22 protein-coding genes and 4 tRNA genes are annotated in these 26,357 nt (G+C 65.0%); 18 read left to right on the top strand and 8 right to left on the bottom strand.

The genetic code is table 11. The features are described from left to right. The first annotated feature begins 22 nt into the window (after positions 1–22). The 11 genes from astD to J2T47_RS26725 all read left to right on the top strand — a co-directional run bounded on the left by astD (position 23) and on the right by J2T47_RS26725 (position 10,233). Positions 23–1,489 carry a succinylglutamate-semialdehyde dehydrogenase gene (gene astD / locus J2T47_RS26775; RefSeq protein ID WP_253453438.1) on the top strand — a complete coding sequence of 489 codons (1,467 nt, stop codon included), beginning with the start codon at positions 23–25 and terminating at the stop codon, positions 1,487–1,489. Beyond that, entirely contained in the window at positions 1,489–2,835 is a 1,347-nt protein-coding gene (astB, locus tag J2T47_RS26770) for an N-succinylarginine dihydrolase (RefSeq protein WP_253453436.1), read from the top strand. Before astD ends, astB begins: the two co-directional genes overlap by 1 nt. Before the next feature lie 9 nt (positions 2,836–2,844). Further along, the gene (locus tag J2T47_RS26765; protein WP_026078911.1) at positions 2,845–3,126 is read left to right on the top strand and encodes a GTPase; all 282 of its coding nucleotides are present in this window, start codon (positions 2,845–2,847) and stop codon (positions 3,124–3,126) included. A 50-nt stretch (positions 3,127–3,176) separates the two neighbouring features. Then, a complete protein-coding gene (gene astE / locus J2T47_RS26760) occupies positions 3,177–4,169 on the top strand; it encodes a succinylglutamate desuccinylase (RefSeq protein WP_253453434.1) in 993 nt (330 codons plus the stop codon). Between the two features lie 92 nt (positions 4,170–4,261). Beyond that, complete coding sequence (gene ltaE, locus J2T47_RS26755) at positions 4,262–5,266, top strand: low-specificity L-threonine aldolase (protein ID WP_253453433.1); 1,005 nt, start codon at positions 4,262–4,264, stop codon at positions 5,264–5,266. 121 nt (positions 5,267–5,387) lie between these two features. Beyond that, entirely contained in the window at positions 5,388–8,012 is a 2,625-nt protein-coding gene (alaS, locus tag J2T47_RS26750) for an alanine--tRNA ligase (RefSeq protein ID WP_253453431.1), read from the top strand. A gap of 101 nt (positions 8,013–8,113) precedes the next feature. After that, complete coding sequence (locus J2T47_RS26745) at positions 8,114–9,349, top strand: aspartate kinase (protein WP_081517979.1); 1,236 nt, start codon at positions 8,114–8,116, stop codon at positions 9,347–9,349. A gap of 186 nt (positions 9,350–9,535) precedes the next feature. Then, the gene (csrA, locus tag J2T47_RS26740) at positions 9,536–9,721 is read left to right on the top strand and encodes a carbon storage regulator CsrA (RefSeq protein ID WP_003085981.1); all 186 of its coding nucleotides are present in this window, start codon (positions 9,536–9,538) and stop codon (positions 9,719–9,721) included. A gap of 60 nt (positions 9,722–9,781) precedes the next feature. Beyond that, positions 9,782–9,872, top strand: a tRNA-Ser gene (locus tag J2T47_RS26735). 109 nt (positions 9,873–9,981) lie between these two features. Then, positions 9,982–10,058: transfer RNA gene (locus J2T47_RS26730), tRNA-Arg, on the top strand. A 98-nt stretch (positions 10,059–10,156) separates the two neighbouring features. After that, positions 10,157–10,233: transfer RNA gene (locus J2T47_RS26725), tRNA-Arg, on the top strand. 82 nt (positions 10,234–10,315) lie between these two features. Here J2T47_RS26725 and bamE read toward each other — a convergent pair. Beyond that, positions 10,316–10,840 carry an outer membrane protein assembly factor BamE domain-containing protein gene (gene bamE / locus J2T47_RS26720; RefSeq protein ID WP_253453429.1) on the bottom strand — a complete coding sequence of 175 codons (525 nt, stop codon included), beginning with the start codon at positions 10,838–10,840 and terminating at the stop codon, positions 10,316–10,318. 322 nt (positions 10,841–11,162) lie between these two features. Here bamE and mgtE point away from each other — a divergent pair, with 322 nt between their 5' ends. Continuing rightward, complete coding sequence (mgtE, locus tag J2T47_RS26715; RefSeq protein WP_253453427.1) at positions 11,163–12,605, top strand: magnesium transporter; 1,443 nt, start codon at positions 11,163–11,165, stop codon at positions 12,603–12,605. A gap of 127 nt (positions 12,606–12,732) precedes the next feature. Here mgtE and amrZ read toward each other — a convergent pair whose 3' ends face one another. Next, on the bottom strand, positions 12,733–13,065 hold the full coding sequence (gene amrZ / locus J2T47_RS26710; RefSeq protein WP_184593012.1) for a transcriptional regulator AmrZ: 333 nt from the start codon (positions 13,063–13,065) through the stop codon (positions 12,733–12,735). A 485-nt stretch (positions 13,066–13,550) separates the two neighbouring features. Between amrZ and phnN the strand changes: the two genes are divergently transcribed. Then, the gene (phnN, locus tag J2T47_RS26705; protein ID WP_253453425.1) at positions 13,551–14,114 is read left to right on the top strand and encodes a phosphonate metabolism protein/1,5-bisphosphokinase (PRPP-forming) PhnN; all 564 of its coding nucleotides are present in this window, start codon (positions 13,551–13,553) and stop codon (positions 14,112–14,114) included. A gap of 2 nt (positions 14,115–14,116) precedes the next feature. Here the strand turns inward: phnN and J2T47_RS26700 are convergent, their stop codons facing one another. After that, positions 14,117–14,593, bottom strand: a complete 477-nt coding sequence (locus tag J2T47_RS26700; protein WP_253453423.1) for a GNAT family N-acetyltransferase — start codon at positions 14,591–14,593, stop codon at positions 14,117–14,119. 92 nt (positions 14,594–14,685) lie between these two features. Here J2T47_RS26700 and J2T47_RS26695 point away from each other — a divergent pair. After that, a tRNA-Arg gene (locus J2T47_RS26695) sits at positions 14,686–14,762 on the top strand. A 53-nt stretch (positions 14,763–14,815) separates the two neighbouring features. On the opposite strand, the gene J2T47_RS26690 is transcribed toward J2T47_RS26695, so the two are convergent. The 5 genes from J2T47_RS26690 to wecB form a co-directional block, all read right to left on the bottom strand. Further along, positions 14,816–15,883: a GGDEF domain-containing protein gene (locus J2T47_RS26690; RefSeq protein ID WP_253453421.1), complete on the bottom strand. Its 1,068-nt coding sequence runs from the start codon at positions 15,881–15,883 to the stop codon at positions 14,816–14,818. A 95-nt stretch (positions 15,884–15,978) separates the two neighbouring features. Then, complete coding sequence (locus tag J2T47_RS26685) at positions 15,979–16,854, bottom strand: DUF4434 family protein (protein WP_253453419.1); 876 nt, start codon at positions 16,852–16,854, stop codon at positions 15,979–15,981. Beyond that, positions 16,854–20,036, bottom strand: a complete 3,183-nt coding sequence (locus J2T47_RS26680) for an NfrA family protein (RefSeq protein ID WP_253453417.1) — start codon at positions 20,034–20,036, stop codon at positions 16,854–16,856. The genes J2T47_RS26685 and J2T47_RS26680 overlap by 1 nt, the downstream gene beginning before the upstream one ends. Next, entirely contained in the window at positions 20,033–22,207 is a 2,175-nt protein-coding gene (gene nfrB / locus J2T47_RS26675; protein WP_253453415.1) for a cyclic di-3',5'-guanylate-activated glycosyltransferase NfrB, read from the bottom strand. The genes J2T47_RS26680 and nfrB overlap by 4 nt, the downstream gene beginning before the upstream one ends. Next, positions 22,204–23,358, bottom strand: coding sequence for a non-hydrolyzing UDP-N-acetylglucosamine 2-epimerase (wecB, locus tag J2T47_RS26670; RefSeq protein WP_253453413.1), 1,155 nt, complete (start codon positions 23,356–23,358; stop codon positions 22,204–22,206). Before wecB ends, nfrB begins: the two co-directional genes overlap by 4 nt. 256 nt (positions 23,359–23,614) lie before the next feature. On the opposite strand from wecB, the gene J2T47_RS26665 reads away from it, so the two are divergent. From J2T47_RS26665 to flgD, 4 genes are all read left to right on the top strand, one after another. Continuing rightward, positions 23,615–24,466 (top strand): LysR family transcriptional regulator, encoded by an 852-nt coding sequence (locus tag J2T47_RS26665; RefSeq protein ID WP_253453411.1) that lies wholly within the window; start codon positions 23,615–23,617, stop codon positions 24,464–24,466. Positions 24,467–24,779: 313 nt separating this feature from the next. Beyond that, positions 24,780–25,187, top strand: coding sequence for a flagellar basal body rod protein FlgB (gene flgB, locus J2T47_RS26660; protein ID WP_253453409.1), 408 nt, complete (start codon positions 24,780–24,782; stop codon positions 25,185–25,187). A gap of 5 nt (positions 25,188–25,192) precedes the next feature. Continuing rightward, positions 25,193–25,636: a flagellar basal body rod protein FlgC gene (gene flgC / locus J2T47_RS26655; protein ID WP_045212156.1), complete on the top strand. Its 444-nt coding sequence runs from the start codon at positions 25,193–25,195 to the stop codon at positions 25,634–25,636. Positions 25,637–25,658: 22 nt separating this feature from the next. Further along, positions 25,659–26,354 (top strand): flagellar hook assembly protein FlgD, encoded by a 696-nt coding sequence (gene flgD, locus J2T47_RS26650; RefSeq protein WP_437181019.1) that lies wholly within the window; start codon positions 25,659–25,661, stop codon positions 26,352–26,354. Positions 26,355–26,357 lie beyond the last annotated feature (3 nt).

Raw genomic sequence — 26,357 nt, 5'->3', positions numbered from 1 at the left:
CGCCCGGCGTCAGGGGAGCCTGATGATGAATACCCACTACATTGCCGGCCAGTGGCTGGCAGGCGAAGGCGAGCCTCTGGAATCGCTGTGCCCGGTCAGCCAGACCGTGGTCTGGTCCGGCCGTGCCGCTTCGCAGCCGCAGGTTGCCGCCGCCGTTGCCGCTGCGCGCCATGCCTTCCCGGCCTGGGCCCGTCGCCCGGTGGAGGAGCGCATCGCCGTGCTGGAGCGCTTCGCCGCCGCCCTCAAGGGCCGTTCCGAGGAAATGGCCCGCGCCATTGGCGAGGAAACTGGCAAGCCGCTGTGGGAAGCCGCCACCGAAGTGACCAGCATGGTCAACAAGGTCGCCATCTCGGTCCAGGCCTTCCGTGAACGCACGGGTGAGAAGAGCGGCCCGCTGGCCGACGCCACCGCCGTACTGCGCCACAAGCCCCATGGCGTGGTCGCCGTATTCGGCCCCTACAACTTCCCCGGCCACCTGCCCAACGGTCACATCGTGCCGGCGCTGCTGGCAGGCAATGCCGTGGTGTTCAAGCCCAGCGAGCTGACCCCGAAGGTCGCCGAGCTGACCCTGCAGGCCTGGATCGAGTCGGGCATTCCTGCCGGCGTGATCAACCTGGTGCAGGGCGCCCGCGATACCGGCGTGGCACTGGCTGGCAATGACGACATCGACGGCCTGTTCTTCACCGGCTCCAGCCGCACCGGCAACCTGCTGCACAGCCAGTTCGGCGGTCGTCCGCAGAAGATCCTGGCGCTGGAGATGGGCGGCAACAACCCGCTGATCGTCGACGAAGTGAAGGACGTGGACGCCGCCGTCTACACCATCATCCAGTCCGCCTTCATTTCTGCCGGCCAGCGCTGCACCTGCGCCCGCCGCCTGCTGGTGCCGCAGGGCGCCTGGGGCGACGCGTTGATCGAGCGTCTGGTGGCCGTGGCCTCGACCATCAAGGTCGGCGCTTTCGATGAGCAACCGGCGCCCTTCATGGGCTCGGTGATCTCCCTGGCCGCCGCCGAGCACCTGATCAAGGCCCAGGAGCAACTGCTGACCAAGGGCGCCAAGCCGTTGCTGGCGATGACCCAGCCGCTGGCCACCGCCGCGCTGCTGACCCCCGGCATCCTCGACGTGACCGCCGTCAGCGAGCGCCCGGACGAAGAGTTCTTCGGCCCGCTGCTGCAGGTGATCCGCTACGCCGACTTCGACGCCGCCGTGCGCGAAGCCAACGCCACCCAGTACGGACTGGCTGCCGGCCTGCTGTCGGACTCACGCGAGCGCTATGAGGACTTCCTCATCGAAAGCCGCGCCGGCATCGTCAACTGGAACAAGCAGCTGACCGGTGCCGCCAGCAGCGCACCGTTCGGCGGTATCGGCGCCTCCGGCAACCATCGCCCGAGCGCCTACTACGCCGCCGACTACTGCGCGTACCCGGTCGCCTCGCTGGAAAGCGACAGCCTGAGCCTGCCTGCAACCCTGACTCCGGGAGTGAGCCTGTGATGACCGCCTATGAGATGAACTTCGACGGTCTGGTCGGGCCGACGCACAACTATGGCGGCCTGTCCTACGGCAACGTCGCCTCGCAGAGCAACAGCCAGGCGGCGTCCAACCCGCGCGAAGCGGCGAAGCAGGGCCTGTCGAAGATGAAGGCGCTGATGGAGATGGGCTTCAAGCAGGGCGTATTCGCCCCGCAGGAACGCCCGGCCGTTGCCTCGCTGCGCGCCCTGGGCTTCTCCGGCACTGATGCCGAGGTGGTCGCCAAGGCCGCGAAAGACGCCATGCCGCTGCTCGCTGCGGTCAGCTCGGCGTCCTGCATGTGGACGGCCAACGCTGCCACCGTCAGCCCCGGTGCCGACACCGCCGATGGCCGCGTGCACTTCACCGCAGCCAACCTGAACTGCAAGTTCCACCGTTCCATCGAGCATCCGCAGACCAGCCGCATCCTCGCCGCGATGTTCAACGACGAGAAACACTTCGCCCACCACGCCGCTCTGCCGGCAGTCGCCCAGTTCGGCGACGAGGGCGCGGCCAACCACACGCGTTTCTGCAAATCCTATGGCGAAGCCGGTGTCGAGTTCTTCGTGTTCGGCCGCAGCGCCTTCGACAGCCGCTTCCCGGCACCGCAGCGCTACCCGGCGCGGCAGACCCTGGAAGCCTGCCAGGCGGTCGCCCGCCTGCACGGCCTGAGCGATGACGGCGTGGTCTACGCCCAGCAGAACCCGGCGGTGATCGACCAGGGCGTGTTCCACAACGACGTGATCGCGGTCGGCAACGGCGAAGTGCTGTTCCACCACGAAGACGCCTTCCTTGACACCGAGCGCGTGCTCGCCGAGCTGCACGACAAACTCGGCCGCCGTGGCGGCCGCTTCCGCGCCGTGTGCGTGCCGCGCGACCAGGTCACCGTCGAGGACGCGGTGAAGTCCTACCTGTTCAACAGCCAGCTGCTCACCCGCGCCGACGGCAACATGCTGCTGATCGTCCCGGAGGAGTGCCGCAAGAACGAGCGTGTCTGGAGCTACCTGTCGCGTCTGACCGCCGAGGACGGCCCGATCCGCGAGGTGAAGGTGTTCGACCTCAAGCAGAGCATGCAGAACGGCGGCGGCCCCGCCTGCCTGCGCCTGCGCGTGGCGCTGAACGATGCCGAGCTGGCGGCGGTCAACCCGGGCGTGATCATGACCCCGACCCTGCACGACACCCTGGTCACCTGGGTCGACAAGCACTACCGCGATCGCCTGGCCGAAACCGACCTGGCCGACCCGCAACTGCTCGTCGAGTGCCGGACGGCGTTGGATGAATTGAGCCAGATCCTTAAACTGGGCTCGGTTTATCCCTTCCAGCAGATTTGAGTGACTGACATGACCGAAAGCCTCCCGCTGATTCTCGAAGACAACAAGGGCGAGCGCCGCGAGACCCACACTGCGCGCCTGGCTATCCGCCTGGAAGGGCGCGAGCTGTGGCTGGAGGCCGACGGCAAGGGCGGCCTGACGATCTACGCCGACTCCCATGAGGACGACGCCGAGATCCCGCTGCTGGTGGTGCGTCCGCAGGCTGTGAACCAATTGGGCCTGAGCCTTGAACTGGAAGCCGCCGAAGTCCACGAACATGGTCCAGACTGTGGATGTGACCATCACCACTGATCGCGGAGTCCGCGGCCGTTCCGGCCGCGGGGAATGATGGAGGCGTCCGCATGCTAGCTCTGGGCAAACTGCTCGAACTGACCCTCGCCGGCCGTGAGCCGACGGAAAAGATCCAGCTCACCGCCGACGGCACCCGTCTGCACTGGCTGGCTGAAGGCGCCCTCGAAATCACTCCGCCGGTGGCGCGCGACAATGGCCGCGACCTGCTGCTCTCGGCAGGGATCCACGGCAACGAGACCGCTCCCATCGAACTGCTCGACCGGCTGGTGCACCGCATCGCCCGTGGCGAGCTGAAGCCGGCGTCGCGGGTGTTGTTCCTGCTCGGCAACCCCGAGGCCATGCGCCGTGGCGAGCGTTACCTGGAGCAGGATATCAACCGCCTGTTCTGCGGTCGCCACGAGGAGGGCAGCGGCAATGAGGCCCTGCGTGCGTCGGAGCTGGAGCGTCTGGCTGCCGCGTTCTTTGCCCGCGAGGGCCGTTCGCGCCTGCATTACGACCTGCACACCGCCATCCGTGGCTCGAAGATCGAGCAGTTCGCGCTCTACCCCTGGGCCAGTGGCCGCGAGCACTCCCGCGACGAACTGGCGCGCCTGCGCAGCGCCGGCATCGATGCGGTACTGCTGCAAAGCAAGCCGGGCATCACTTTCAGCGCCTACACCTACAGTCAGCTCGGCGCCGAGGCGTTTACCCTGGAGCTGGGCAAGGCGCGGCCATTCGGGCAGAACCAGGCGGTGAACCTGGATCGCCTCGAAGCCATGCTGCAGGGCGTGATCAGCGGCCAGGAAGCGGACGGCGCGCAGCTCGACGGCCTGCAGCTGTTCGCGGTCTCCCGCGAAGTGATCAAGCACAGTGACCACTTCCGCCTGCACCTGGACGACGCGGTGGACAACTTCACCGAGCTGGACCACGGCTTCCTGCTCGCCGAGGACATCGGCGGTACCCGCTGGATCGTGGAAGAGCAGGGCGCGCGGATCATCTTCCCCAACCCGCGGGTGAAGAACGGCCTGCGTGCCGGCATCCTGGTCGTTCCCACCGAGCTCTGATCTCCCCGGCGCGCGCCCATCGCGCGCCTTGTTTCCCCTCTGGCGAGCGCTTAGCATCGGCCCTTTCCGCCTGATGCCCGAGGAGCCTTGCCATGTCCATCATCGACCTTCGCAGCGACACCGTGACCCTGCCCACCGCCGGCATGCGCGAGGCGATGGCGCGGGCCGAACTGGGCGATGACGTCTACGGCGAAGACCCGACGGTGAATCGCCTGGAAGCGACCCTGGCCGAGCGCCTGGGCTTCGCCGCCGCGCTGTTCGTGCCCACCGGCACCATGAGCAACCTGCTCGGCCTGATGGCCCATTGTGGCCGGGGCGACGAGTACATCGTCGGCCAGCAGGCGCACACCTATAAATATGAAGGTGGCGGCGCCGCGGTACTGGGCTCGATCCAGCCGCAGCCCATCGATGGCGAAGCCGACGGCTCGCTGGACCTGGCCAAGGTCGAGGCGGCGATCAAGCAGGACGACTTCCACTTCGCCCGCACCCGCCTGCTGGCGCTGGAAAACACCATGCAGGGCAAGGTACTGCCGCTGGCCTATCTGGCCGCCGCACGGGAAATGACCCGCCGCCGCGGCCTGGCGCTGCACCTGGACGGCGCGCGCCTGTACAACGCGGCGGTGAAGCTGGGCGTTGACGCCTGCGAGATCACCCGCCACTTCGACTCTGTTTCGGTGTGCCTGTCCAAGGGTCTCGGTGCGCCGGTGGGGTCGGTGCTCTGCGGCGATGCCGAGCTGATCGGTCGCGCGCGCCGGCTGCGCAAGATGGTCGGCGGCGGCATGCGCCAGGCCGGCGGCCTGGCTGCTGCTGCGCTGTATGCGCTGGACCATCAGGTCGAGCGTCTGGCCGAGGACCACGCCCATGCCGAAGCGCTGGGCCGTGGCCTGGGCGAACTGGGTTACACCATCGAACCGGTGCAGACCAACATGGTCTACGTCGGCATCGGCGAGCAGGCCGGTACCCTGGGCGAACACCTCGCCGAGCGCGGCATTCGCGTCAGCCCGGCGGCGCGCCTGCGCCTGGTCACCCACCTCGATGTGAAAAGCGCCGATATCCCGCGTATCGTCGAAGCTTTTGCCGCCTTTCGTCGTTCCTGACAGAAATTATTGCGCGATAGGGGTTAACTATCGCGCAAAGACACTACAACCTTGATGCGGGGCCGATATAATGCGGCCCTTTGCCGGCGATTCGTGGCCGCATTTTTCCGTGGAAGAACCTATGAAAAGCGCTGAAATCCGTGAAGCCTTCCTCCGCTTCTTCGAAGAGAAGGGGCACACCCGCGTAGCGTCCAGTTCGCTGATCCCTGCGAACGACCCGACCCTGCTGTTCACCAACGCAGGCATGAACCAGTTCAAGGATTGCTTCCTGGGTCTGGAAAAGCGCGCCTACACCCGCGCCACCACCAGCCAGAAGTGCGTGCGTGCCGGCGGCAAGCACAACGACCTGGAAAACGTCGGTTACACCGCGCGCCATCACACCTTCTTCGAAATGCTGGGCAACTTCAGCTTCGGCGACTATTTCAAGCGCGACGCCATCACCTACGCCTGGGAATTCCTGACCTCGGACAAGTGGCTGAACCTGCCCAAGGAAAAGCTCTGGGTCACCGTCTACGCCAGCGATGACGAGGCCTACGACATCTGGACCAAAGAGGTCGGCATTCCGGCCGAACGCATGGTCCGCATCGGTGACAACAAGGGTGCTCCCTACGCTTCGGACAACTTCTGGGCGATGGGCGACACCGGTCCGTGCGGCCCGTGCACCGAGATATTCTTCGATCACGGCGCCGACATCTGGGGTGGCCCGCCCGGCTCGCCGGAAGAAGACGGCGATCGCTACATCGAGATCTGGAACAACGTCTTCATGCAGTTCAACCGCACCGCGGACGGTGTCATGCACCCGCTGCCGGCGCCGAGCGTGGACACCGGCATGGGCCTGGAGCGCATCAGCGCCGTGCTGCAGCACGTCCACTCGAACTACGAGATCGACCTGTTCCAGAGCCTGCTGAAGGCCTCGGCCGACGCCATCGGTTGCGCCAACGACGACGCACCGTCGCTGAAAGTGGTTGCCGACCACATCCGCTCCTGCGGCTTCCTGATCGCCGACGGCGTGCTGCCGTCCAACGAAGGCCGCGGCTATGTGCTGCGCCGCATCATCCGTCGCGCCTGCCGCCACGGTAACAAGCTGGGCGCCAAGGGCACCTTCTTCCACAAGATCGTCGCCGCCCTGGTTGGCGAGATGGGCGAAGCCTTCGTCGAGCTCAAGCAGCAGCAGGCGCACATTGAGCGCGTACTGAAGACCGAAGAAGAGCAGTTCGCCAAGACCCTGGAGCAGGGCCTGAAGATCCTCGAGCAGGACCTGTCCGAGCTCAAGGGCAGCGTCATTCCCGGCAACGTGGTGTTCAAGCTGTACGACACCTACGGCTTCCCGGTGGACCTGACCAACGACATCGCCCGCGAGCGCAGCCTGACCCTCGACGAGGAAGGCTTCGAGCGCGAGATGGAGGCCCAGCGCGAGCGTGCCCGTTCCGCCAGCGCCTTCGGCATGGACTACAACAGCCTGGTGAAAGTGGAGGGCGACACCCGCTTCCTCGGCTACCAGGGCGTTTCCGGCGCCGGCCAGATCATCGCCCTGTTCAAGGACGGCAAGGCCGTCGAACAGCTGGGTGAAGGCGAGGAGGGTGTGGTCGTCCTCGACCAGACTCCGTTCTACGCCGAGTCCGGTGGCCAGGTCGGTGACAGCGGCTACCTGCAGGGTGCCGGCGTGCGCTTCGACGTGCGCGACACCACCAAGGCCGGCGGCGCTCACCTGCACCACGGCGTGGTTGCCCAGGGCAGCCTGACCGTCGGTGCTGCCGTGAAGGCCGAAGTCGACGCTTCCGTGCGCCAGGCCACCGCGCTGAACCACTCGGCTACCCACCTGCTGCACGCCGCGCTGCGTCAGGTACTGGGCGATCACGTGCAGCAGAAGGGCTCGCTGGTCGACAGCCAGCGCCTGCGCTTCGACTTCAGCCACTTCGAGGCGATCAAGCCCGAGCAGCTGAAGCAGCTGGAAGACATCGTCAACGCCGAAATCCGCAAGAACTCCGAGGTCGAGACCGAAGAGACCGACATCGAGTCCGCCAAGAACAAGGGCGCCATGGCGCTGTTCGGCGAGAAGTACGGTGATCAGGTGCGCGTGCTGAGCATGGGCGGCAAGTTCTCCGTCGAGCTGTGCGGCGGCACCCACGTGTCCCGCACCGGCGACATCGGCCTGTTCAAGATCACCAGCGAAGGCGGTGTGGCTTCCGGCGTACGCCGTATCGAAGCAGTCACCGGCGGCGCTGCACTGGCCTACCTCAACGGCGCCGAAGAACAGCTCAAGGAAGCGGCCGGCCTGGTCAAGGGCAGTCGCGACAACCTGCTGGACAAGCTCTCCAGTCTGATCGAGCGCAACCGTCAGCTGGAAAAGGAGCTGGAGCAGCTCAAGGCCAAGGCCGCCAGCGCGGCCGGCGACGACCTGGCGGGCTCCGCCGTGGAAGTCGGTAGCGTGAAGGTGCTGTCCTCGCGTCTCGACGGGCTGGACGGCAAGGCGCTGCTGGCGCTGGTCGACCAACTGAAGAACAAGCTGGGCAGTGGCGTGATCCTGCTGGGCGGCGTGTTCGAAGAGAAGGTCGTGCTGGTCGCCGGCGTGACCCAGGACCTGACCGCCAGGCTGAAAGCGGGCGATCTGATGAAGCAGGCCGCTGCGGCCGTGGGCGGGAAGGGCGGTGGTCGCCCGGACATGGCCCAGGGCGGTGGCGTCGATGCCGGCAAGCTGGACGAAGCTCTGGCGCTGGCAGTCAAGTTTGTCGAACAGGGCCTCTAAAGGCCCTGAAATACGGGGCCCGCAGCGCGTCCGGCGGGCCTTGGCAGCATGCGGTGATGCATGTTAAATGGGCGCCCTTCAGGAATCAGGCGGCTTTTGAAATGGCTTTGATCGTACAGAAGTTTGGAGGGACCTCCGTCGGCACCGTCGAGAGAATCGAGCAGGTAGCCGAGAAGGTGAAGAAATTCCGTGAAGCGGGCGACGACATCGTCGTGGTGGTGTCCGCCATGAGCGGCGAGACCAACCGCCTGATTGGTCTGGCGAAACAGATTATGGACCAGCCGATTCCGCGCGAGCTGGATGTGATGGTTTCCACCGGCGAGCAGGTGACCATCGCCCTGCTGAGCATGGCGCTGATGAAACGCGGCGTGCCGGCCGTTTCCTACACCGGTAATCAGGTCCGTATCCTGACCGACAGTTCACACACCAAGGCGCGTATTCTGAGCATCGACGATGCGAACATTCGCGCAGATCTGAAAGCCGGCCGTGTGGTTGTGGTCGCAGGCTTCCAGGGGGTGGACGAGCAGGGCAACATCACTACCCTCGGCCGTGGCGGTTCCGACACCACCGGCGTAGCCCTGGCGGCGGCACTGAAGGCCGACGAGTGCCAGATCTACACCGACGTCGATGGCGTCTACACCACCGACCCGCGCGTCGTGCCGCAGGCGCGTCGCCTGGACAAGATCACCTTCGAAGAGATGCTGGAAATGGCCAGCCTCGGCTCCAAGGTGCTGCAGATCCGCTCGGTGGAATTCGCCGGCAAGTACAACGTCCCGCTGCGCGTGCTGCACAGCTTCCAGGAGGGTCCGGGCACCCTCATTACCCTTGATGAAGAGGAATCCATGGAACAGCCGATCATCTCCGGCATCGCCTTCAACCGCGACGAAGCCAAGCTGACCATCCGTGGCGTACCGGATACCCCCGGCGTTGCTTTCAAGATTCTCGGCCCGATCAGTGCCGCCAATGTAGAAGTCGACATGATCGTGCAGAACGTCGCGCACGATAACACCACCGACTTCACCTTCACCGTGCACCGCAACGACTACCAGGCCGCCCTGGAAATCCTCAAGCAGACCGCCACCACCATCGGTGCGCGCGAAGCTACCGGCGACACCAACATCGCCAAGGTTTCCATCGTCGGTGTCGGCATGCGTTCCCACGCCGGTGTCGCCAGCCGCATGTTCGAGGCCCTGGCCAAGGAGACCATCAACATCCAGATGATCTCCACTTCGGAAATCAAGGTTTCCGTGGTCATCGAAGAGAAGTACCTCGAGTTGGCGGTCCGTGCCCTGCACACCGCTTTCGAACTCGACGCCCCGGCCCGACAGGGCGAGTAAGGCGGGATTTACCGAAAGGCGCGGCTACCCCGCGCCTTTTGTCGTTTTTGACCGGCTGTCAGGAACTTTCTTTCCGGCAGGACTGGTCAATACTTGGGTGAAGGATTCGCGCACTTGATCTATACGAATCTGCCACCATTTCTTTTTTTGCAGACTGCTTATCCCGTAACACGTAAGGAGAAAGGAATGCTGATTCTGACACGCCGGGTCGGAGAGACCCTGATGGTCGGTGATGACGTCACCGTGACTGTACTGGGCGTCAAAGGTAATCAGGTGCGTATCGGTGTGAATGCGCCGAAGGAAGTTGCTGTGCACCGTGAGGAAATCTACCAGCGCATCCAGAAAGAGAAAGACCAAGAACCAAACCATTAATTTTTCTAAAATTTTTCTTTGCAAACGGGGAAAACATGGATATCATGCGCCCCGTGTTGCGGAGAGGTGGCCGAGTGGCCGAAGGCGCTCCCCTGCTAAGGGAGTACACCTCAAAAGGGTGTCGGGGGTTCGAATCCCCCCCTCTCCGCCATTGCATCCTCTGGTGCGATGAGTTGTCCGGTTACGTAAGTGACTGAAAAGATTGAAAAATCTTGTTGACAGGTCGGAAAAATCGCCCTAGAATTTGCGCCCTCATCAGCGCACTCATAGCTCAGCTGGATAGAGTACTCGGCTACGAACCGAGCGGTCGGAGGTTCGAATCCTCCTGAGTGCGCCATATAAGAGGCAACGCGAAAGCGGGGCTTCAGTGGCGAAAGGGCTGAAAGGCCATTAGCTGCAACCAGTTGGTGAATCTGGTTAAACTTTGCCAACGACGCACTCATAGCTCAGCTGGATAGAGTACTCGGCTACGAACCGAGCGGTCGGAGGTTCGAATCCTCCTGAGTGCGCCATATACGAAAGGGCCTGCAGAAATGCAGGCCCTTTTTCTTTGCCTGCAAAAAAGCTTCCATTCGAAAAACATGGGCGGCGTAATCAGCGTTTCGCCTTGCCCATCACGCAACCATCCTCGTCAAAGGTCACGGTACGTGCGCCGTGCTGCTTGTCCGCCTCGTAGTGATAGCGCAGCGTCTCGTTGTGCTGGCTGGTCCTGTCGGGCCTCCCCAGCGCACTCTCCACGTCTCTGCGCGTCATTCCCGTCCTTACGCGCCCCTCGATGATCGCCTTGCGCCGTGCGCTGCCGGTGACGCGGTTGCCGCAGCCGTTCTGCTGTTCGCCGACGACCACGACGGACTCGCGCTCGGCTTCCTTGCCCTGGCCCTTGCTGCGCGCCCCGGGTTTCTGTGCCACGGTTTCCTGCGGGATCGCCATCGGTACCGGCTCGCCGCTGCCCGGTGTGGGGTTGTTCGCTTCCTGGATTTCCTGCTGCCTTTCCGTGGGGCAGCCATACTGACTGAACAGCACGCTGCCGTCGGCCGCCGTGCAGCGGAACACCGAGGCCGCCTCGCTGGTCGGAACCAGTGGAATCAGGAGTGAGCAGAGCAGGGTGGGCAGGCGCATGGTTTGCTCCGTGATGGCGGGCCTGCCTGCAGCCTAGGAGTGGAAATTGTCAGTCGGAGCCGGGTGTCCTGTGGGAGCTTTCGGGCGTCGAACCGGGCAGTGATTCAGCGCTGAACTTTCGCCTGCAAGCGATTGTTCTGGCCGCCATTTTGTAACGCCTAATACACCCCGGAGTGTTATCATTTCCCGCATCTGCCCTCGATGGGCGCATGGGACACCACCATGGACTTACCCAGTAGTTACTCAGAACCCCGATTGCGTACACACGACCTGATGTATTGATCCCCTCTGGCCCGTTCTGCCACTGGGGGTGGAGCGTGCTATGACCGAAGTAGAAGCCAAGAAGCCGCAGGAAAGCCTGCAGGACCGCCTCAACCAGGTGGTCGACCTGCTGCACAAGCACAAGCTGATGGAAGACCTGACGCACCGTCAGGAAGGCCAGCATCAAGACCTCGTCGAAAACCTCGTGCACCGCCAGAACCTGGCGGAACTCCAGCGCAAGCTGGAAGAGCTGCACCCGGCCGACATCGCCCACATCCTCGAATCCCTTCCGCTGGATGACCGCCTGACGGTCTGGCAACTGGTCAAGGCCGAGCGCGACGGCGACATCCTCCTCGAAGTGTCCGACTCCGTGCGGGAAACCCTGATCGCCGACATGGACGATCACGAGATCCTCGCCGCGGCCAGGGACATGGACGCCGACGAACTCGCGGACCTCGCGCCGGAATTGCCGCGCGATGTAGTCCACGAGCTGATGGAAACCCTCGATCAGCAGCAGCGCGAGCGCGTGCGTTCGGCGCTGTCGTACGAGGAAGACCAGGTCGGCGCGCTGATGGACTTCGAGATGGTCACCATCCGCGACGACGTCAGCCTGGAAGTGGTGCTGCGCTACCTGCGCCGCCTGAAGGAACTGCCGGGCCATACCGACAAGCTCTTCGTGGTCGACTACGACGGCGTGCTCAAGGGTGTGCTGCCGATCAAGCGCCTGCTGGTGAACGACCCGGACAAGGACGTGGCCGAAGTCATGGCCACCGACCCGGTGACCTTCAGCCCTGACGAGGACGGCTACGATGCCGCCCAGGCCTTCGAGCGTTACGACCTGATTTCCGCCCCGGTGGTGGACAAGAACGGCAAGCTCATCGGCCGTCTGACCATCGACGAGATGGTCGACCTGATCCGCGAGGAAAGCGAAAGCGAAGTCCTCAACATGGCCGGTCTGCGCGAAGAGGAAGACATCTTCGCCTCGGTCTGGAAGTCGGTTGGCAACCGCTGGGCGTGGCTGGCCACTAACCTGGTCACTGCCTTCATCGCCTCGCGGGTGATCGGCCTGTTCGAGGGCTCCATCGAGAAACTGGTGGCGCTGGCGGCGCTGATGCCCATCGTGGCCGGCATTGGCGGTAACTCCGGCAACCAGACCATCACCATGATCGTCCGCGCCATGGCACTGGACCAGATCCAGACCAGCAGCGCCAACCGCCTGCTGCGCAAGGAGCTGGGCGTGGCGCTGGTGAATGGCCTGCTGTGGGGTGGGGTGATCGGCCTGGTCGCCTTCTACCTGTATGGCAACTGGGAACTGGGCGCGGTGATGACCGGCGCCATGACGTTGAACCTGCTGCTGGCAGCCATGATGGGGGTGCTGATCCCGATGACGCTGCTGCGCCTGGGGCGCGACCCGGCCATGGGCTCCAGCGTGATGATTACCGCCATGACTGACAGCGGCGGCTTCTTCATCTTCCTCGGGCTGGCCACGCTGTTCCTGATGTAACGCCAGCTCCGCCGAAAAGCCGCCCGCGAGGCGGCTTTTTTGTGCCCGGCGTCCTGAGCGGCAGGTACGAAATCGCGGGCATGAAAAAGCCGGCTCAGGGCCGGCTGTTTCGACTGTCGCGAACGAATCAGGCGTCGTTCTGTGCCATCTCGGCATCGTGCGCGATCAGGGCGATCAGGGCGTTCTGCTGGCGGTGGGTCAGCTGGCGGAAGCGCTGCAGCAGTTCGCGTTCGTGCAGGCTGAGCTCCGGGCTGTCCAGGCGGATGCCCAGGTTGTCCTGCAGGGCACCTTCCTGCAGCAGGCTCTGTTCGAGACGCGCAATGATCTCGGAGTTCATGCTGCGGTGGTGGCTGCGAGCGACGTCGGCGATACGCTCACGCATGCCTTCGGGCAGACGTACGACGAACTTGTCAGCGGTACGGCTGGAGTAGGAGGGGGTTGCCTGTTTCAATGGGCGCATACTTTAAACCTGTAAGTCAGGGAGGCCGATGCCATGGGTCAGCGTTCGTTCAGGCCCTTTGACAGCGATTTCCAGTGGCCGTTCAGCGCGTCGTCAAAGCTTTTGAAAAATATTCAATAACTTGACGTCAAACCTTCGGCATATTGTGTCTCGTGTGCAGGCTAAATGCCAGCACCAATCGTCCGAAATGAGACCGCCTAGGCAGACCCTTCTTTGGATGGGAATTGAAGGGAAAGCTGGCGAAGTGCCCGTTCCCGTCAGCGTAGTCGATATGTACCGAGCGCCTGCCTGCCGTTGGGCGGCTTGATGAGGGCACTTCGTCGCGGATTGCCATGATGGCACAGCGCTGGGGGTGAGTCAGGAGCGGAGGGAGCGGGCGGGCATCGATATCGGGATTTCACTGATATCGCACAAGGCTCGGAGTATTATCCGCCCCGCGGATCAGAATTGAAGTAGCGCCGAGCCGCCGGCGCACCGAGAGTCTCATGACCCCAGGCAGACTGATTTTCCTGATGGGCCCTTCGGGTTCCGGCAAGGACAGCGTGTTGCAGGCCGCCAGCGCTCCGCTGGCCGCGATGGATTGCCGGATAGTCCGGCGCGTCATCACCCGTTCCGCCGAGGCGCGGGGTGAAGAGGCGCATTCGGTGAGCGTCGACGAATTCACCGATCTGGAGCGCTCCGGGGCCTTTGCCATGAGCTGGCGCGCCAATGGCCTGCATTACGGCATTCCCCGCGAGATGGACGACTGGCTCGCCGCCGGCCATGACGTGCTGGTCAATGGTTCGCGCAAGTACCTGCCCGAGGCTCGGCGTCGTTATCCGCGGCTGATCGCGGTGCTGCTGAAGGTCGATGCGCAGGTACTGCGCCAGCGCCTGCTCAAGCGCGGGCGGGAGACGCTGGCGGAAATCGAGGAGCGCCTGGCGCGCAATGCGCACTTCGCCGATGGCCTGCCCGGGCCGCTGGTGGAGCTGGACAACTCGGTGTCGCTGGATGTCACGGTCGGCCACCTGCTGGACCTGCTCGCCCCGCCGGACGCCCAGGCCAGCTGAGGTCAGTCCAGGCTCAGCGACAGGCTGACGCCATGGGGCGCGAAGCCCATCGCCGCATAGAATCGGTGCGCCATTTCCCGGTCCTGATGACTGGAGAGCGCCAGCTTGTAGCACTTCCAGTCCCGCGCCCATTCCACGGCCCGGCCGATCAGTGCCTGGCCGATGCCCTGGCCGCGTGCGCGGCTGTCCACCACCATGTCCTCGAGGATCGCCGAGCGGGCAAAGCCGTGGGCGATGTGTTCGATCAGGTGCAGGGTGCAGGTGCCGAGCAAGGCTCCGTCGCGCTCGGCGATCAGCGTCACCCGCGAGGGCTGCTGGTTGCTCAGGGCGAGCGCGAGCAGGGCGGTATCGGGTAGCGGATCGCGCGCACCCAGTTGCTGCAGCAGCGGAGCGAGGGACGCCGCATCCTCGGCCGTGGCGACGCGCACATCGAAGGTGGCGAAGGGGGAATCGGGCAGGGCGCCGTCGTCTGTGGTCATGGTGATTCTCCGGCTGACGGCAAAATTATGGACCGCGCCGGTGGCGGTGGCATGACAAATCGCTTGTCGGTGGTTAACATGCCGACCCGATTGTCCCGGTAGCTCAATTGGATAGAGCGTCCCCCTCCTAAGGGGAAGGTTGGAGGTTCGACCCCTCTCCGGGACACCAGCACGCCAAGGCCCGCATCTGCGGGCCTTTTCTGTTTCTGGCCAGGGTGGCCGTCACGGCGAATAGGTCACCCGGTTGCGCCCGTTGTGCTTGGCATCGTACAGCGCCTGGTCGGCCTTGATCAGCGCCTGGCTGAGGGTGCCGTCGGCGCTGAGGTGGGCCAGGCCCAGGCTGATGGTGACATTGGGGGTGCCGGGCAACTCGGCGGTCACGCGGCGCAACTGCTCGACCCGTGACTGCGCATCCTCCACGCTGATCCCCCACAGGTACAGGCCGAACTCCTCGCCGCCCAGGCGGGCGAACTCGAAGTCCTGCATTTCGTCCTTGATGGCTCGTGCGACGCGGGTCAGTACTTCATCGCCGATGTCGTGCCCGTAGGTGTCGTTGACCCGTTTGAAGTGGTCGATGTCGATCATCGCCAGGTAGCGCTGCTCGCCGTCGCTTCCCAGGCGCTGGCCGACGCGGGTCATGAAGGAGCGGCGGTTGGGGATGCCGGTGAGCATGTCGAGGTAGGCCTGGTCCAGCAGCAGCCGGGCCATGGCGTAGTTGTACAGCTTGGCCTTGCTCAGGTGGTTGAAGATGTAGACCGACAGTGCGCTGATGAACAGCGGGTAGCAGACCAGCATGCTGCGCCGCGCATCCAGCGCCGGCACGTCGCCCAGCAGCGGGTTGAGGACGATCCAGGTCACTGCCAGCACGCAATAGAAGGCGACAGGGTTCAGTGGCATCGCGGTGGCGCTGTAGAGCACCGTGGCGGCGGCGATCACCAGCCAGGCCGGACGCAGTGGCTCCGGCAGGCCATCGATCACCAGGCGCGCGCCCAGGCTGAAGGTGATCACGAAGGCCAGGTTGAGCCAGTAGAAGTGCGCCGCCTTGCGCACGAAGCTGGCCAGCACGGTGATGAGGAAGAACACGCCGAGGAAGAGCACCGAGACATAGGTGAAGCCCTGGCCGGCCTGGAAACTGACGATCAGGTCGAAGAGCAGCCACATGGCGGCGCTCAGGGCGAAGATCAGCAGGCTGAGCCCGTGGAGTCGTTCGAAATCATGCTGGAGGAATTCGGCCCTGATCCCGGCCGGAACGCTTTGCTTGAGAATTTCGGATTCAATCGTCTTGAACATGAACCGCCCTGTGCGCGTGTGGGTCGCTCGCGCGAGCATAGCCCAAGCCGATGCCCGCCGCGCTAGCGTGCGGCGGGCATCGGGTGCGGGCTGTTTCAGGGAGTCGCGGCGCCGCCGGGATGGGCGCGCTGGTTGTCCAGCAGCAGCTTGCCCCAGGGTCGGTAGCGCACCTCGAACACGGCACTGGCGTGGCAGCCGGTGGATGCATTGGATGGCGCGGCAGGCTCGGCGCGGAAGGGCTGGCCAGCGGCGCTGGTCTGGCGGAAGGCTTCGCGGACGATGCCGACCGAACAAGGCAACGCGGCGGCATAGGCCAGGCGTACGCGTTCAGGTAGCGCGCCGGTGCCGGCGCCGTCCTGCCACCAGACCTGCACGCCGAGCCCGGCGATCTGGCCCAGCCAGTCGCCATACACCTGTGGCGCGAGCTTGCCGCCGGAGAAGGCGCTGAGTTGCAGCGGCGCCTTCAGCTGGTTGGCGAAGTCCTTCAGCTGGTGTTGCAGGGCCTGGCGGCGTTCGATGGCCTGGTAGTGCCAGTCGTCCAGCTCCATCGGCAGATACCAGGCGGCGACGGGCAGTTTCCACTGCTCGCTCACCTGCCGTTGCTGTGCCAGGGAGCGGCCCAGTTGATGCTGCCAGTAGGCCTCCAGGCCGGGCGTGTCCAGCTCGCTCTGGCGCTGGTAGTAGGCCGGGTCCATGTACAGGCCGAGGACCAGTTGCAGGCCATTGTCGTGGGCGCTTTTCAGGGAGCGTGCGAGCCAGCCGTTGGCGCCGCCGAAGTCGGAGTCGCCATAGGCGGTCCATTGCACGATCAGGGTCTTTGCTCCCTGGGCCGCGCTGGCGCGCCAGATCTGCTGCCACTGAGCATCGCTCAGCGCGGCATCGGCATTCAGTGGCTGGTAGAAGAGACGGTCGTCGGCGCTTGCCGCGACGGCGGAGCAGAGCAGGACGAGGGCGAACATCAGGCGGCGCATCAGAAGTTCACCTCGAGTCCCACCAGCCAGCCGTTGGCCTGTTCATAGAGATTGCCCGCCATGCCCACCTGGTACTCGGTGCGCACCGTGACGTGGGCGCGGTAGGCGTTGTAGCGATCCTCGCCATACCAGTACTGCCAGCGCAGGCCGACGCCGCTGCGCAGGTCCTGGCGCCAGTCGTTGCTCGGGTCCTGCGTGGAGAACTCGGCAAAGCCGTACGGCATGATCGTCTGCGGCGAGTCCACCGGCAGCTTCCAGGTGTGGCCCTGCTGGTAGCGCGAGGTCCACTGATGGTCGCCGGCGTGGGTCCACCAGGCGAAGTCGGTGTAGAGGAAGCGCTCGTCCCAGTCATTTTCGTCCACGCGCCAGTCGTTGCGGTACTCGCCCTGGTCGAGGAAGGAAGCGGTGGCGCGCAGCAGGAAGTCGGTGGAGGTCTGGCCGTACTTGTCGCGCTGGCGCACGTAGCGCTCGAACTTCTCGGGGGTGCCGATCTCGTGCAGGCGGATGCCGTCGAAGGCGTAGTCGGAATCGCCGTCGTCCTTCACGGTGTTCTGCTTGTACAGCTCGCTGTAGAGGTTGAGGTTGTAGTCGCCGAAGGGCTTGTAGCGCAGGCCGAAGCCCGCGGCGAGGGTCTGGGTGTACTGCTTGCGTCCTTCGTTGCCGGCGATCGCCCGGCCATACACCGAGAGAGTGCTGCCGTTGCGAGTCGGTTCCTCGCCCAGCGCGTGGTCCCAGATGAAGGTCTGCAGGTTCTGCGATTGCGCGCGGCGACGGTTGCCGGTCTGGTTGTCACCATTGAGGATCGGCACCGTGGTGACGCCCGCCGGCGACCAGGTGCTGGCGATGGTCAGGTTGTCGCGCTGGGACATGACCTGGTGTGCGCGGCGCTGGCGGAAGCGCCGGGCTTCCAGGCTGCCGTACTCGTCGTCGGCGGCGACCGGGTCCTGCTCCAGGTCGATCACCCGGCGCAGTTCGCGGCGGGCGGCGAAGCTGTCCTCGGCCTCGTCATAGCGCCAGGCGAGGGTTTCGCCCAGGCGGAAGTCCTCGGGGTAATCGCGGGTGGCGCGCTCCAGGTAGGGGATCGCGGTGCGCCGCTCCTCCGGCGTGTCGGTGCCGGCCAGGCGCATGCCGTAGTCGGCGCGGAAGCGCGGGTTGTTCGGTTCGCGACGTACCGCCTCGGCCAGCCAGAGCTTGCTCTGCTGCTTGTCGCCAGCCTTCTGCGCACTGCCGGCGGCGTTGTAGAAGTGCTGGCCGTTGGGCTGGTGCTGCAGGGCTTCGCGGTGCCGCGAAAGGGCTTCGGGGTAATCGCCACGGGCGTCGGCAATGTTGGCGCCCAGTGCCCAGTCGTCCGCGCTGCCTTTCTTCGCCTGCTGCCAGTAGCGCTCGGCGCCGGCATTGTCGTTGCTCAGCAGCGCCGCGCGGCTGGCGGTCAGGCGGGCGTTGTCATTGAGTTCGCCGGCCGGCAGGTTGTTGAAGATGCGCAGGGCGCCGGCCGGGTCGCCGGCGGCTTCCAGTGCATAGGCCAGCGGTAGCTGGCTTTGCTGGTCGCCGTGAGCGATGGCGGCCTGGTAGTAGACCACCGCTTCGCCGGGCCGCGCGGGCATGGAGCAGCGGCCCAGGGCACGCAGCTCGCCGGGGGTGTTGGAGTCGGGGCTCAGGTAGCGCTGCAGGGCGTCGCAGCGCCCGGCTTCGGCCAGGCGGCCGAGCAGGTAGCCGCGCGAGACGGGGTCGGCTTTGGGCAACAGGGCTTCGATGCGCGCGACATCCAGAGGCGTGTCACCGCGTGCGTGGATGCCGGCCAGGCGCTGCAGCAGCGTGGGCGGCAGGTTGCCCCCGCGGCGGTCGTAGGCGCTTTCCAGCAGTTGCTTGGCGCGCTCGGTGCGCCCGGCGTTGAGGGCGAGGTAGCTGGCCTGATCCAGCGCCTTGAGGTCGCCGGTCTGACGGTAGCGCTGCTCCCATAACGCGGCGGCTTCGCCGGTGCGACCGCGGGCCTGCAGAAGCTCGGCACGCTGGCGCACGGTGTCGGGTGTCTGTGGTTGGCGCGATAGCCAGGCCAGCGCCAGATCGGTGCGCCCCTGGCGTCGCCAGGAGTCCACCAGTTGGTCGCGCCGGGCGGTGTCCCAGGGTTCGGGCAGCCGGGTGTTCTCCAGCAGCTCGGTGGCGTCCAGGCGCTGGGCCAGTACCAGCCAGGTCTTCGGATCGTCTGCCGGTTTGCACTGCTGCAGCTTAGCCAGCGCTGCCGCCTGGTCGTGGTGTGACAGCCATTCGGTGGTTTCCAGGCATGGCCTGTTCTGCTGGTCACTGAGCCTGGCGACCAGCGAGGTGTCGGCGCTGTCGCGGGCGACCTCCAGCAGTTGCGCCTGGCGTGTCGGGTCATTGCGGTCCTGCTCCGGCAGGGTGAGCAACCAGCGCTTGGCGACTTCGGTCTGCTCGACGGCGATGGCGCGGTCGATGATCGCCAGCCTTGCCTGGCGCGCGGCGTTGGCGTCGGGCGCCTGCTGGATCAACTGCTCCAGCGGCTTTTCCTCCAGGCGCTGGGCGTACGCATTGGCCAGGCGGCGCCAGTCGTCCGCGGAGAGCTGATGGGTGGCGGCCAGCGGTGCCAGCTGGGCGATGGTGGTGTCCCAGTCGCGCAGTTGCTCAGCCCAGTTGGCGCGGGCCTCGCGCAGGACGCGGCCATCGCTGCCCGGCGGCACGGTGCCGAGCCATTCCAGCGCCCTGGCGGCGCCCTGGGTCTGGCCAAGCTTGAGGCTGTAGGCCTGCCACAGGCGCACGCGCGCGTTGGCGTCGGCATGGGCCAGCCACTGGTTGACCTGGGCTTCGGGGGGCGGGCCGTTCTCGATCAGGTCCAGGCGCAGTTCGGTCAGGGCCTGTGCGCCGGCATCGGTGCCGGCCAGTGCCTGGGCTTCCTTCTCGGCATCGTCGAAACGCTGCTGCTTGGCCAGGGACTGGATCAGCAGTGAGCGTGCCTCTGTGTTGTTCGGGACGCGGTCGAGCAGGTGGCGCATCAGGCGTTCGACTTCCGCCCAGTTGCTCTTCTTCGCTTCCTTGTAGCCCTTGTCGAGGTAGGGGAAGCTGCGGAAGCGCTGGAACTCCGTGAGCTGGTCATCGGCGGCCTGCGCCAGCGGGGCGGCGATGCTCGCCAGGATCAGGCCGTAAAGCAGGGGTTGTTGCGGTTTCACACGGCCTCCCGGGCAATGCGATAGGCCTCGTGCTGTTCGCTGGCCTGTTCCTTGAGCGCTTCCTCGAGCACCTGCTGGGTGATCATGCCGCGCTTGATCAGGTGTTCGCCGAGGGAGTCCTGTTCGGGATCGAAGTCGATCAGGGCCTGGTTGAACAGACTTGGCGGGACCATGCCGCGTACCTGCAGCAGGGTGCCGAACATCACCAGGTGGCCGCAGATGCGCTCCATCAGGGTTTCGTCGCCCTGGTGCTGTTTCAGTACCTCGAGGATGGTGCGGGTTTCCTCGCTCTGATTACGCCCGCCATACCAGGAGCGCAGGCCGAGGGTCACCCGACCCTGGGGCGCCAGGACGCCACGCACGGGGCGTTTCAGATGGCGGCTGATGGCGCCGAGGGAAACCTGGCTGATCTGCTGCTCGCTGGCCAGAACCAGGGTGTTGCCCTCGATGGCCACCGGCAGAACCGCATAGCGCAGCGCCAGCTTGCGCGGCAGTGCTGCGATCAGTTTCTCATCGAGGGTGAAGGGGTTGAGCGGCGCCCATTCCTCGCCCAGTTCTTCGGCGAGGGTGGCCACCAGCTGGGTGCTGGTGATCAGCTCGCGCAGCAGCAGCTCGCGGCCCAGGCGGCGGCGGATCGGGCTGGTCAGCGCCGATTGCAGCTGTGCTTCGGTGATCAGTCCCTGCTCGATCAGGCGCTGGCCCAGCGGCGTGCGCTGTGGGCCGGCGAGGGCGGGGAATTCGTGGGTGGTCTTGTCCCAGGCGACCCGGCGCGAATCGCCCATCTCCATCACCTGTTTGAGCGCGCGCAGGTTGGCGAAGAAGTTGACGAAGTTGCTCCACATCATCCGCGGCGCCGACAGCAGCCCCTCGAAGATGCCGTAGAAACGGGTGACGAACCAGAAGCGCTGGAACAGCCGGTTGAGCAGCATCAGACCGTTGAGGAACAGCAGGACCACCAGCAACTGGCTGCCCTCGAGGATCGACGGAAAGCGCCAGGCGTTGGGTGACAGGCTGGTGATCAGCCACATGGTGATCAGCACCAGGAACAGCAGGTTGACCAGGAAGCTCAGCAGGTAGGCGATCAGCCCGCGGCGGTCGCGCCAGAGGAAGTAATTGAGCATGCCCTTGCTGCTCCAGCCCAGGTTGCGCGTGCCCTGGAAAACGATCCCGGTGATCCATCGGGACTTCTGCCGGATGGCGTGCTGCCAGGTGCGCGGAAAGTGTTCGCGCACGCAGATGACCTGGGAGAAGCGCCGGTCCATGCCCGGTACCCAGTCGCTCTTCAGCGCCAGCTGCGGGTCGGTGATGGAGTAGCGGGCGAAGATGCACTTCATGCCCTTCTGCTTGAGGCGGAAGCCGATGTCGTAGTCCTCGGTGAGACTCTGCACATCGAAGGCGATGCCGTCGCCGTCTTCCAGCAGCGCGGCGATGGCGCGACGGCTGAAGCAGGTGCCGACGCCGGCGCTGGGCACCTGGCCGGTCAGCGCCTCGCGCACCGGCACGTCCTTGCCGTGGTTCTCGGCGAACTCGTCGACGTAGTGGCCGGCGGTGAAGCCGGTCCATTCCGGGGCGTAGGGGTAGACCGGGATCTGGATCAGGTCCTTGGCCGGCAGCAGGTAGTTGAACAGGCGCAGTTCCAGCGGCGAGATGACGTCTTCGGCGTCATGCAGGATGAAGCCGGAGAATTCGATGCGGGCGTCGGCCTCGAAGCGCAGGATGGCGTCGATGATGTTGTTCAGACAGTCGGCCTTGCTGGTGGGGCCGGGGCGCGCGCAGACCACCTTGTGCACGTTGGGGTAGTGCAGGCACACCGCGTCCACGTCCGCCTGGGTCTGCGGATCGTTCGGGTAGGTGCCGACGAAGATCTGGTAGTTCTCGTAGTCCAGGGTGGAGGCCGCCAGGCGCGCCATCTCGCCCACCACGCCGACCTCGTTCCAGGCCGGCACCATGATCGCCAGCGGCTTCTCCGGGGCGGCGAAGAGGCGCTCCTCGTCGGCCCGGTCGAAGCGGTTGTAGATACGGAAGCGGCGCACCAGCACCCGGCCCCAGTACACCAGGTCGATGAACAGGTCATCCAGGCCGAGCAGGAACATCAGCGCGGCGAGGATGATTGCCAGGTACTTCAGGGCATAGAGAACGTAGGTAAGGACATCGACCAGTTCGAGGCTCATTCGAACTCGCTTGGCGTGCGTGATTCACCGAACCAGGACAGCAGCCGGGCGACGATCTTCTCGCTGGCATGGCCGTCGCCGTAGGGACTGAATACCCGGCTCATCTGCTCGTAGACTTCCTCGTCGCGCAGCAGATGGCTGGCTTCGCTGACGATGCGCCCGGTGTTGGTACCCACCAGTACCACGGTGCCGCCTTCCAGCACGGCCGGGCGCTCGGTGACACGGCGCAACACCAGCAGCGGTTTGCCCAGCGCCGGGGCTTCCTCCTGGATGCCGCCCGAGTCGGTGAGGATGATGTACGCGCGGTCCATCAGCCAGACGAAGTGCTGGTAGTCCTGCGGAGCGATCAGGTGGATGTTGGGCTTGTCCGAGAGCAGGCCGTAGACGGCTTTCTGCACCTGCGGGTTGAGGTGCACCGGGTAGACGAAGTCGACGTCGGGGAAGCGCTGGGCCAGCTCCGCCAGGGCCTGGCAGATGCGCTCGAAGCCCTTGCCGAAGTTCTCCCGGCGGTGGCCGGTGATCAGCACTACGCGGCGGTCGCCGGTGAATTTGGCCAGGGGCGAATCGATGGCGGGTTTCCAGTGGGTTTCGTGCAGGTGCTCGCGCATCCACAGCAGGGCATCGATCACCGTGTTGCCGGTGACTTCGATCTGGTCGATGTTCACCCCTTCGCGCAGCAGGTTGTCCCGCGAGGCCTTGGTCGGCGGGAAGTGCAGGTCGGCGATCACCGCGGTGAGGCGGCGGTTGGCTTCTTCCGGCCAGGGCTGGTGGATGTTGCCGGTGCGCAGGCCGGCCTCGACGTGGCCCACCGGAATCTGTCGGTGGAAGGCAGTGAGGGCGGCGATGAAACTGGTCGTGGTATCCCCATGGACCAGCACGATGTCCGGGCGATGGCGGTCGTAGCTGTCGTCCAGCTTGCCCATCATCTGCAGCGACAGGCTGTTCAGCGTCTGGCCCTGGGTCATGACGTCGAGGTCTTCGTCCACCTCGAGTTCGAAGGAGTCCAGCACTTGCTGTAGCATCTCGCGATGCTGGCCGGTGGAGCAGATGCGCAGCTCGATTTCCGGGGTGCGGCGGAGGACGCGGGCGAGGGGGGCCATCTTGATGGCTTCCGGACGGGTTCCGAAAACCATGGTGACTTTGTACTTCATCAATTGCTCCTTGGGCGCACCCTTGTGAGGCCGCCTTCGGTTTTCCATGTGGGATTTTTTCCAAGGGCAATGAAAGTCGCTCAACTCCGGGCTGTCCAGCAGCAACTGGTGTTGCCAGTGATACAGGTCAGGTACATTGACCTTTTTGGATGTTTTGTCGCCTGGCTGCAGGCCGCGTTGTCAGTGGGCTGGCGCCGGTTTGCCGGCAGCGCCGAGAAAAAATGTTGATGAATTTTTCGAAAAGGCGGAACGGTCGATGTTGAGCGCGGAATTGAAGGCGTTCTACCGGGTGGCGAAGCTGGGCAGCATCACCCAGGCGGCGAAGAAACTCGGCCTCAGCCAGCCGACCGTGACCACGCAGATCCGCAACCTGGAAAGCCAGTATGCGGTGGAGTTGTTCTATCGCGGTGGCCGTCGCCTGACCCTGAGCGACGAGGGGGCGCGCCTGCTGCCGATGGTCGAGGCGCTGCTGCAGCAGGAAGCCGACATCGAGTTCTACCTGCGCAACTGCGGGCAGATGCAGGGCGCGCTGCGCATCGGTGCCACCTCTCCTTATTACGTGCTCGGACTGATCAAGAATTTTCGCGAGCGCTTCCCGCAGATCGAGGTGTCGGTGGAGATCGGCAACTCCCAGCAGGTGCTCGAATCGCTGATCGAATGCCGGGTGGACCTGGCGGCTTCCTCGCAGCAGGTCGACGACGCGCGCCTGACCCGCGTGGTGCTGGGCAGCGACCCGCTGGTGCTGGCGGTGCATCGCAGCCACCCGCTGGCGGCGCTGCAGTCGGTGAGCCTGGGCGACTTGCGCAGCCATTGCCTGCTGATGCGCGAGGCGGGTTCCACCACCCGCCAGCTGACCGAGGCGATGTTGCAGCAGGCGGGGGTGACGCCGGCTTCGATGCTGGAGATCGGCAGCCGCGAATCGATCCGCGAGGCGGTGATCCGCAACCTGGGGGTGAGCATCATCGCCCGCCAGGAAGTGCCGGATAACCCGCAGCTATGCGTGCTGGAGATAAAGGGCGCGAGCCTGATCGACGAGTACCTGTATTGCCTGAAGGATCGGCGCCAGGCGCGCCTGCCGAGCGCGTTCCTGGCACTCGCGCAATCCTAGAAGTCGACTCCCTGCAGGAGCGGGCCATGCCCGCGATCTGTCGGCAGGGCCGACGTTGCCAGTCCGTTCGCGAGCAGGCTGAGCGCGGCAACGTAAACGGCAATGGCAACCGTGCAAGAGGGCGGCAAAGCGCAGCGGCAAGCTTGCCGCCTTGCCCCCGGCGGCAAGGAAACCGATTGCCGCTTTGCCGCTGTTTGCCGCTCCTTGCCGCTCTCTGGATGCCACCAAGCTCTTGATTATCAAGGGAATGAGAATGTGGCACGCACCTTGCTGAAGTGTTGGCAAGCCCACACCGGCAAACAGGTTCGTGACCATGAGCATCAGCTTCGACAAAGCCCTCGGCATCCACCAGCAAGCACTGAGCTTCCGCTCCCAGCGCGCTGAAGTACTGGCCAATAACCTGGCCAACGCCGACACGCCCAACTACAAGGCGCGCGACCTGGATTTCGCCTCGGTGCTGGCGGCCCAGTCGGACAAGATGAAGAACGGCACCTTCAGCGCGACCCTGACCAACGCGCATCACATTGCCGCCGATGGTTTCGGCATCGGTGACGAGTCGCTGAAGTACCGCATCCCGAACCAGCCCTCGGTCGACCAGAACACCGTCGATGAGCAGATGGAACAGGCCAACTACGCAGAGAACTCCGTGCAGTTCCAGGCCTCGTTCACCTTCCTCAACAGCAAGTTCAAAGGGCTGATGAACGCCCTGCGCGGGGAGTAATCGCCATGTCGCTCGCCAGTGTCTTCAACATCGCCGGTACCGGCATGAGTGCCCAGACCACCCGTCTGAACACCACCGCCTCGAACATCGCCAACGCCGAGAGCGTCTCCTCGAGCATCGACCAGACCTACCGCGCCCGTCACCCGGTGTTCTCCACCATGCTGCAGAACGCCCAGGGCGGCGACCAGGGTTCGCTGTTCGGCGAAACCGACCAGGCCGGTTCCGGCGTGCAGGTGCTGGGCGTGGTCGAGGACCAGAGCCCGCTGGTGCCGCGCTACGAACCGAACCACCCGGCCGCCGACAAGGACGGCTACGTCTACTACCCCAACGTCAACGTGGTGGAAGAGATGGCCGACATGATCTCCGCCAGCCGTTCCTTCCAGAGCAACGCGGAAATGATGAACACCGCCAAGCAGATGATGCAGAAGGTCCTGACCCTGGGTCAGTAAGCGCAGAGGACGCCCCATGAGCATCAATACCGATAACAGCACCACGAGTTCGATCCTGTCCTCGCTCAACTCCGGGTCTTCGAGTTCGTCGACCACCAGCGAGACCGGGACCAGCGCGCTGGGCAAGGACTCCTTCCTGCAACTGCTGGTCACCCAGCTGAACAACCAGAACCCGCTGGACCCGCAGGACAACACCGAGTTCGTCTCCCAGCTGGCGCAGTTCAGCAGCCTGGAGAGCATGCAGAACCTGGATACCACCCTGGGCACCTTCTATTCGTCGTTCCAGTCCTCGCAGGCCCTGCAGGCTTCTTCGCTGGTCGGTCGCTCGGTGATCGTCAACTCCAGCAAGGTGCAGGTCGACGATCCTAGCGCCGGCGTCAACGGCACCCTGGTGATGCCGTCCGGCGGCGATGGCGTGACCCTGAAGATCTACGACGACTCGGGCGACCTGGTGCGCACCGTCGACATGGGCACCCAGAAGGCCGGCAACATCGACTTCAAGTGGGACGGCAAGGACGACAGCGGCGAGCTGGTGGGTGCCGGTACCTACACCGTCAAGGCCACTGCCAGCCTGGACGGTACCAGTACCGCCCTGACCACCTACCTGCCGGCCACGGTCAACAGCGTCACGCTGGGCCAGAACGGCGGGGAAATGTCCCTGAACCTGGCTGGCATCGGCGCGGTTTCCGCCTCCAGCATTCAGACCATCGGAAAATAACGC

Source organism: Pseudomonas nitroreducens, assembly GCF_024170165.1.
Classification (GTDB): domain Bacteria; phylum Pseudomonadota; class Gammaproteobacteria; order Pseudomonadales; family Pseudomonadaceae; genus Pseudomonas; species Pseudomonas nitroreducens_C.
The sequence above is the reverse complement of the archived record's forward strand: the minus strand, read 5'-3'. Positions and strand labels throughout refer to the sequence as shown.

Bases quoted from the DNA above. Each gene is read 5' to 3' on its own strand.
- flgC (WP_045212156.1), top strand. From the start codon at position 25,193: ATGTCGCTCGCCAGTGTCTTCAACATCGCCGGTACCGGCATGAGTGCC.
- alaS (WP_253453431.1), top strand. From the start codon at position 5,388: ATGAAAAGCGCTGAAATCCGTGAAGCCTTCCTCCGCTTCTTCGAAGAG.
- J2T47_RS26690 (WP_253453421.1), bottom strand. From the start codon at position 15,883: ATGTTCAAGACGATTGAATCCGAAATTCTCAAGCAAAGCGTTCCGGCC.
- ltaE (WP_253453433.1), top strand. From the start codon at position 4,262: ATGTCCATCATCGACCTTCGCAGCGACACCGTGACCCTGCCCACCGCC.
- astB (WP_253453436.1), top strand. From the start codon at position 1,489: ATGACCGCCTATGAGATGAACTTCGACGGTCTGGTCGGGCCGACGCAC.
- amrZ (WP_184593012.1), bottom strand. From the start codon at position 13,065: ATGCGCCCATTGAAACAGGCAACCCCCTCCTACTCCAGCCGTACCGCT.
- flgB (WP_253453409.1), top strand. From the start codon at position 24,780: ATGAGCATCAGCTTCGACAAAGCCCTCGGCATCCACCAGCAAGCACTG.
- phnN (WP_253453425.1), top strand. From the start codon at position 13,551: ATGACCCCAGGCAGACTGATTTTCCTGATGGGCCCTTCGGGTTCCGGC.
- astE (WP_253453434.1), top strand. From the start codon at position 3,177: ATGCTAGCTCTGGGCAAACTGCTCGAACTGACCCTCGCCGGCCGTGAG.
- csrA (WP_003085981.1), top strand. From the start codon at position 9,536: ATGCTGATTCTGACACGCCGGGTCGGAGAGACCCTGATGGTCGGTGAT.
- astD (WP_253453438.1), top strand. From the start codon at position 23: ATGATGAATACCCACTACATTGCCGGCCAGTGGCTGGCAGGCGAAGGC.
- J2T47_RS26745 (WP_081517979.1), top strand. From the start codon at position 8,114: ATGGCTTTGATCGTACAGAAGTTTGGAGGGACCTCCGTCGGCACCGTC.
- wecB (WP_253453413.1), bottom strand. From the start codon at position 23,358: ATGAAGTACAAAGTCACCATGGTTTTCGGAACCCGTCCGGAAGCCATC.
- nfrB (WP_253453415.1), bottom strand. From the start codon at position 22,207: ATGAGCCTCGAACTGGTCGATGTCCTTACCTACGTTCTCTATGCCCTG.
- J2T47_RS26700 (WP_253453423.1), bottom strand. From the start codon at position 14,593: ATGACCACAGACGACGGCGCCCTGCCCGATTCCCCCTTCGCCACCTTC.
- J2T47_RS26765 (WP_026078911.1), top strand. From the start codon at position 2,845: ATGACCGAAAGCCTCCCGCTGATTCTCGAAGACAACAAGGGCGAGCGC.
- mgtE (WP_253453427.1), top strand. From the start codon at position 11,163: ATGACCGAAGTAGAAGCCAAGAAGCCGCAGGAAAGCCTGCAGGACCGC.
- bamE (WP_253453429.1), bottom strand. From the start codon at position 10,840: ATGCGCCTGCCCACCCTGCTCTGCTCACTCCTGATTCCACTGGTTCCG.
- J2T47_RS26685 (WP_253453419.1), bottom strand. From the start codon at position 16,854: ATGCGCCGCCTGATGTTCGCCCTCGTCCTGCTCTGCTCCGCCGTCGCG.
- J2T47_RS26665 (WP_253453411.1), top strand. From the start codon at position 23,615: ATGTTGAGCGCGGAATTGAAGGCGTTCTACCGGGTGGCGAAGCTGGGC.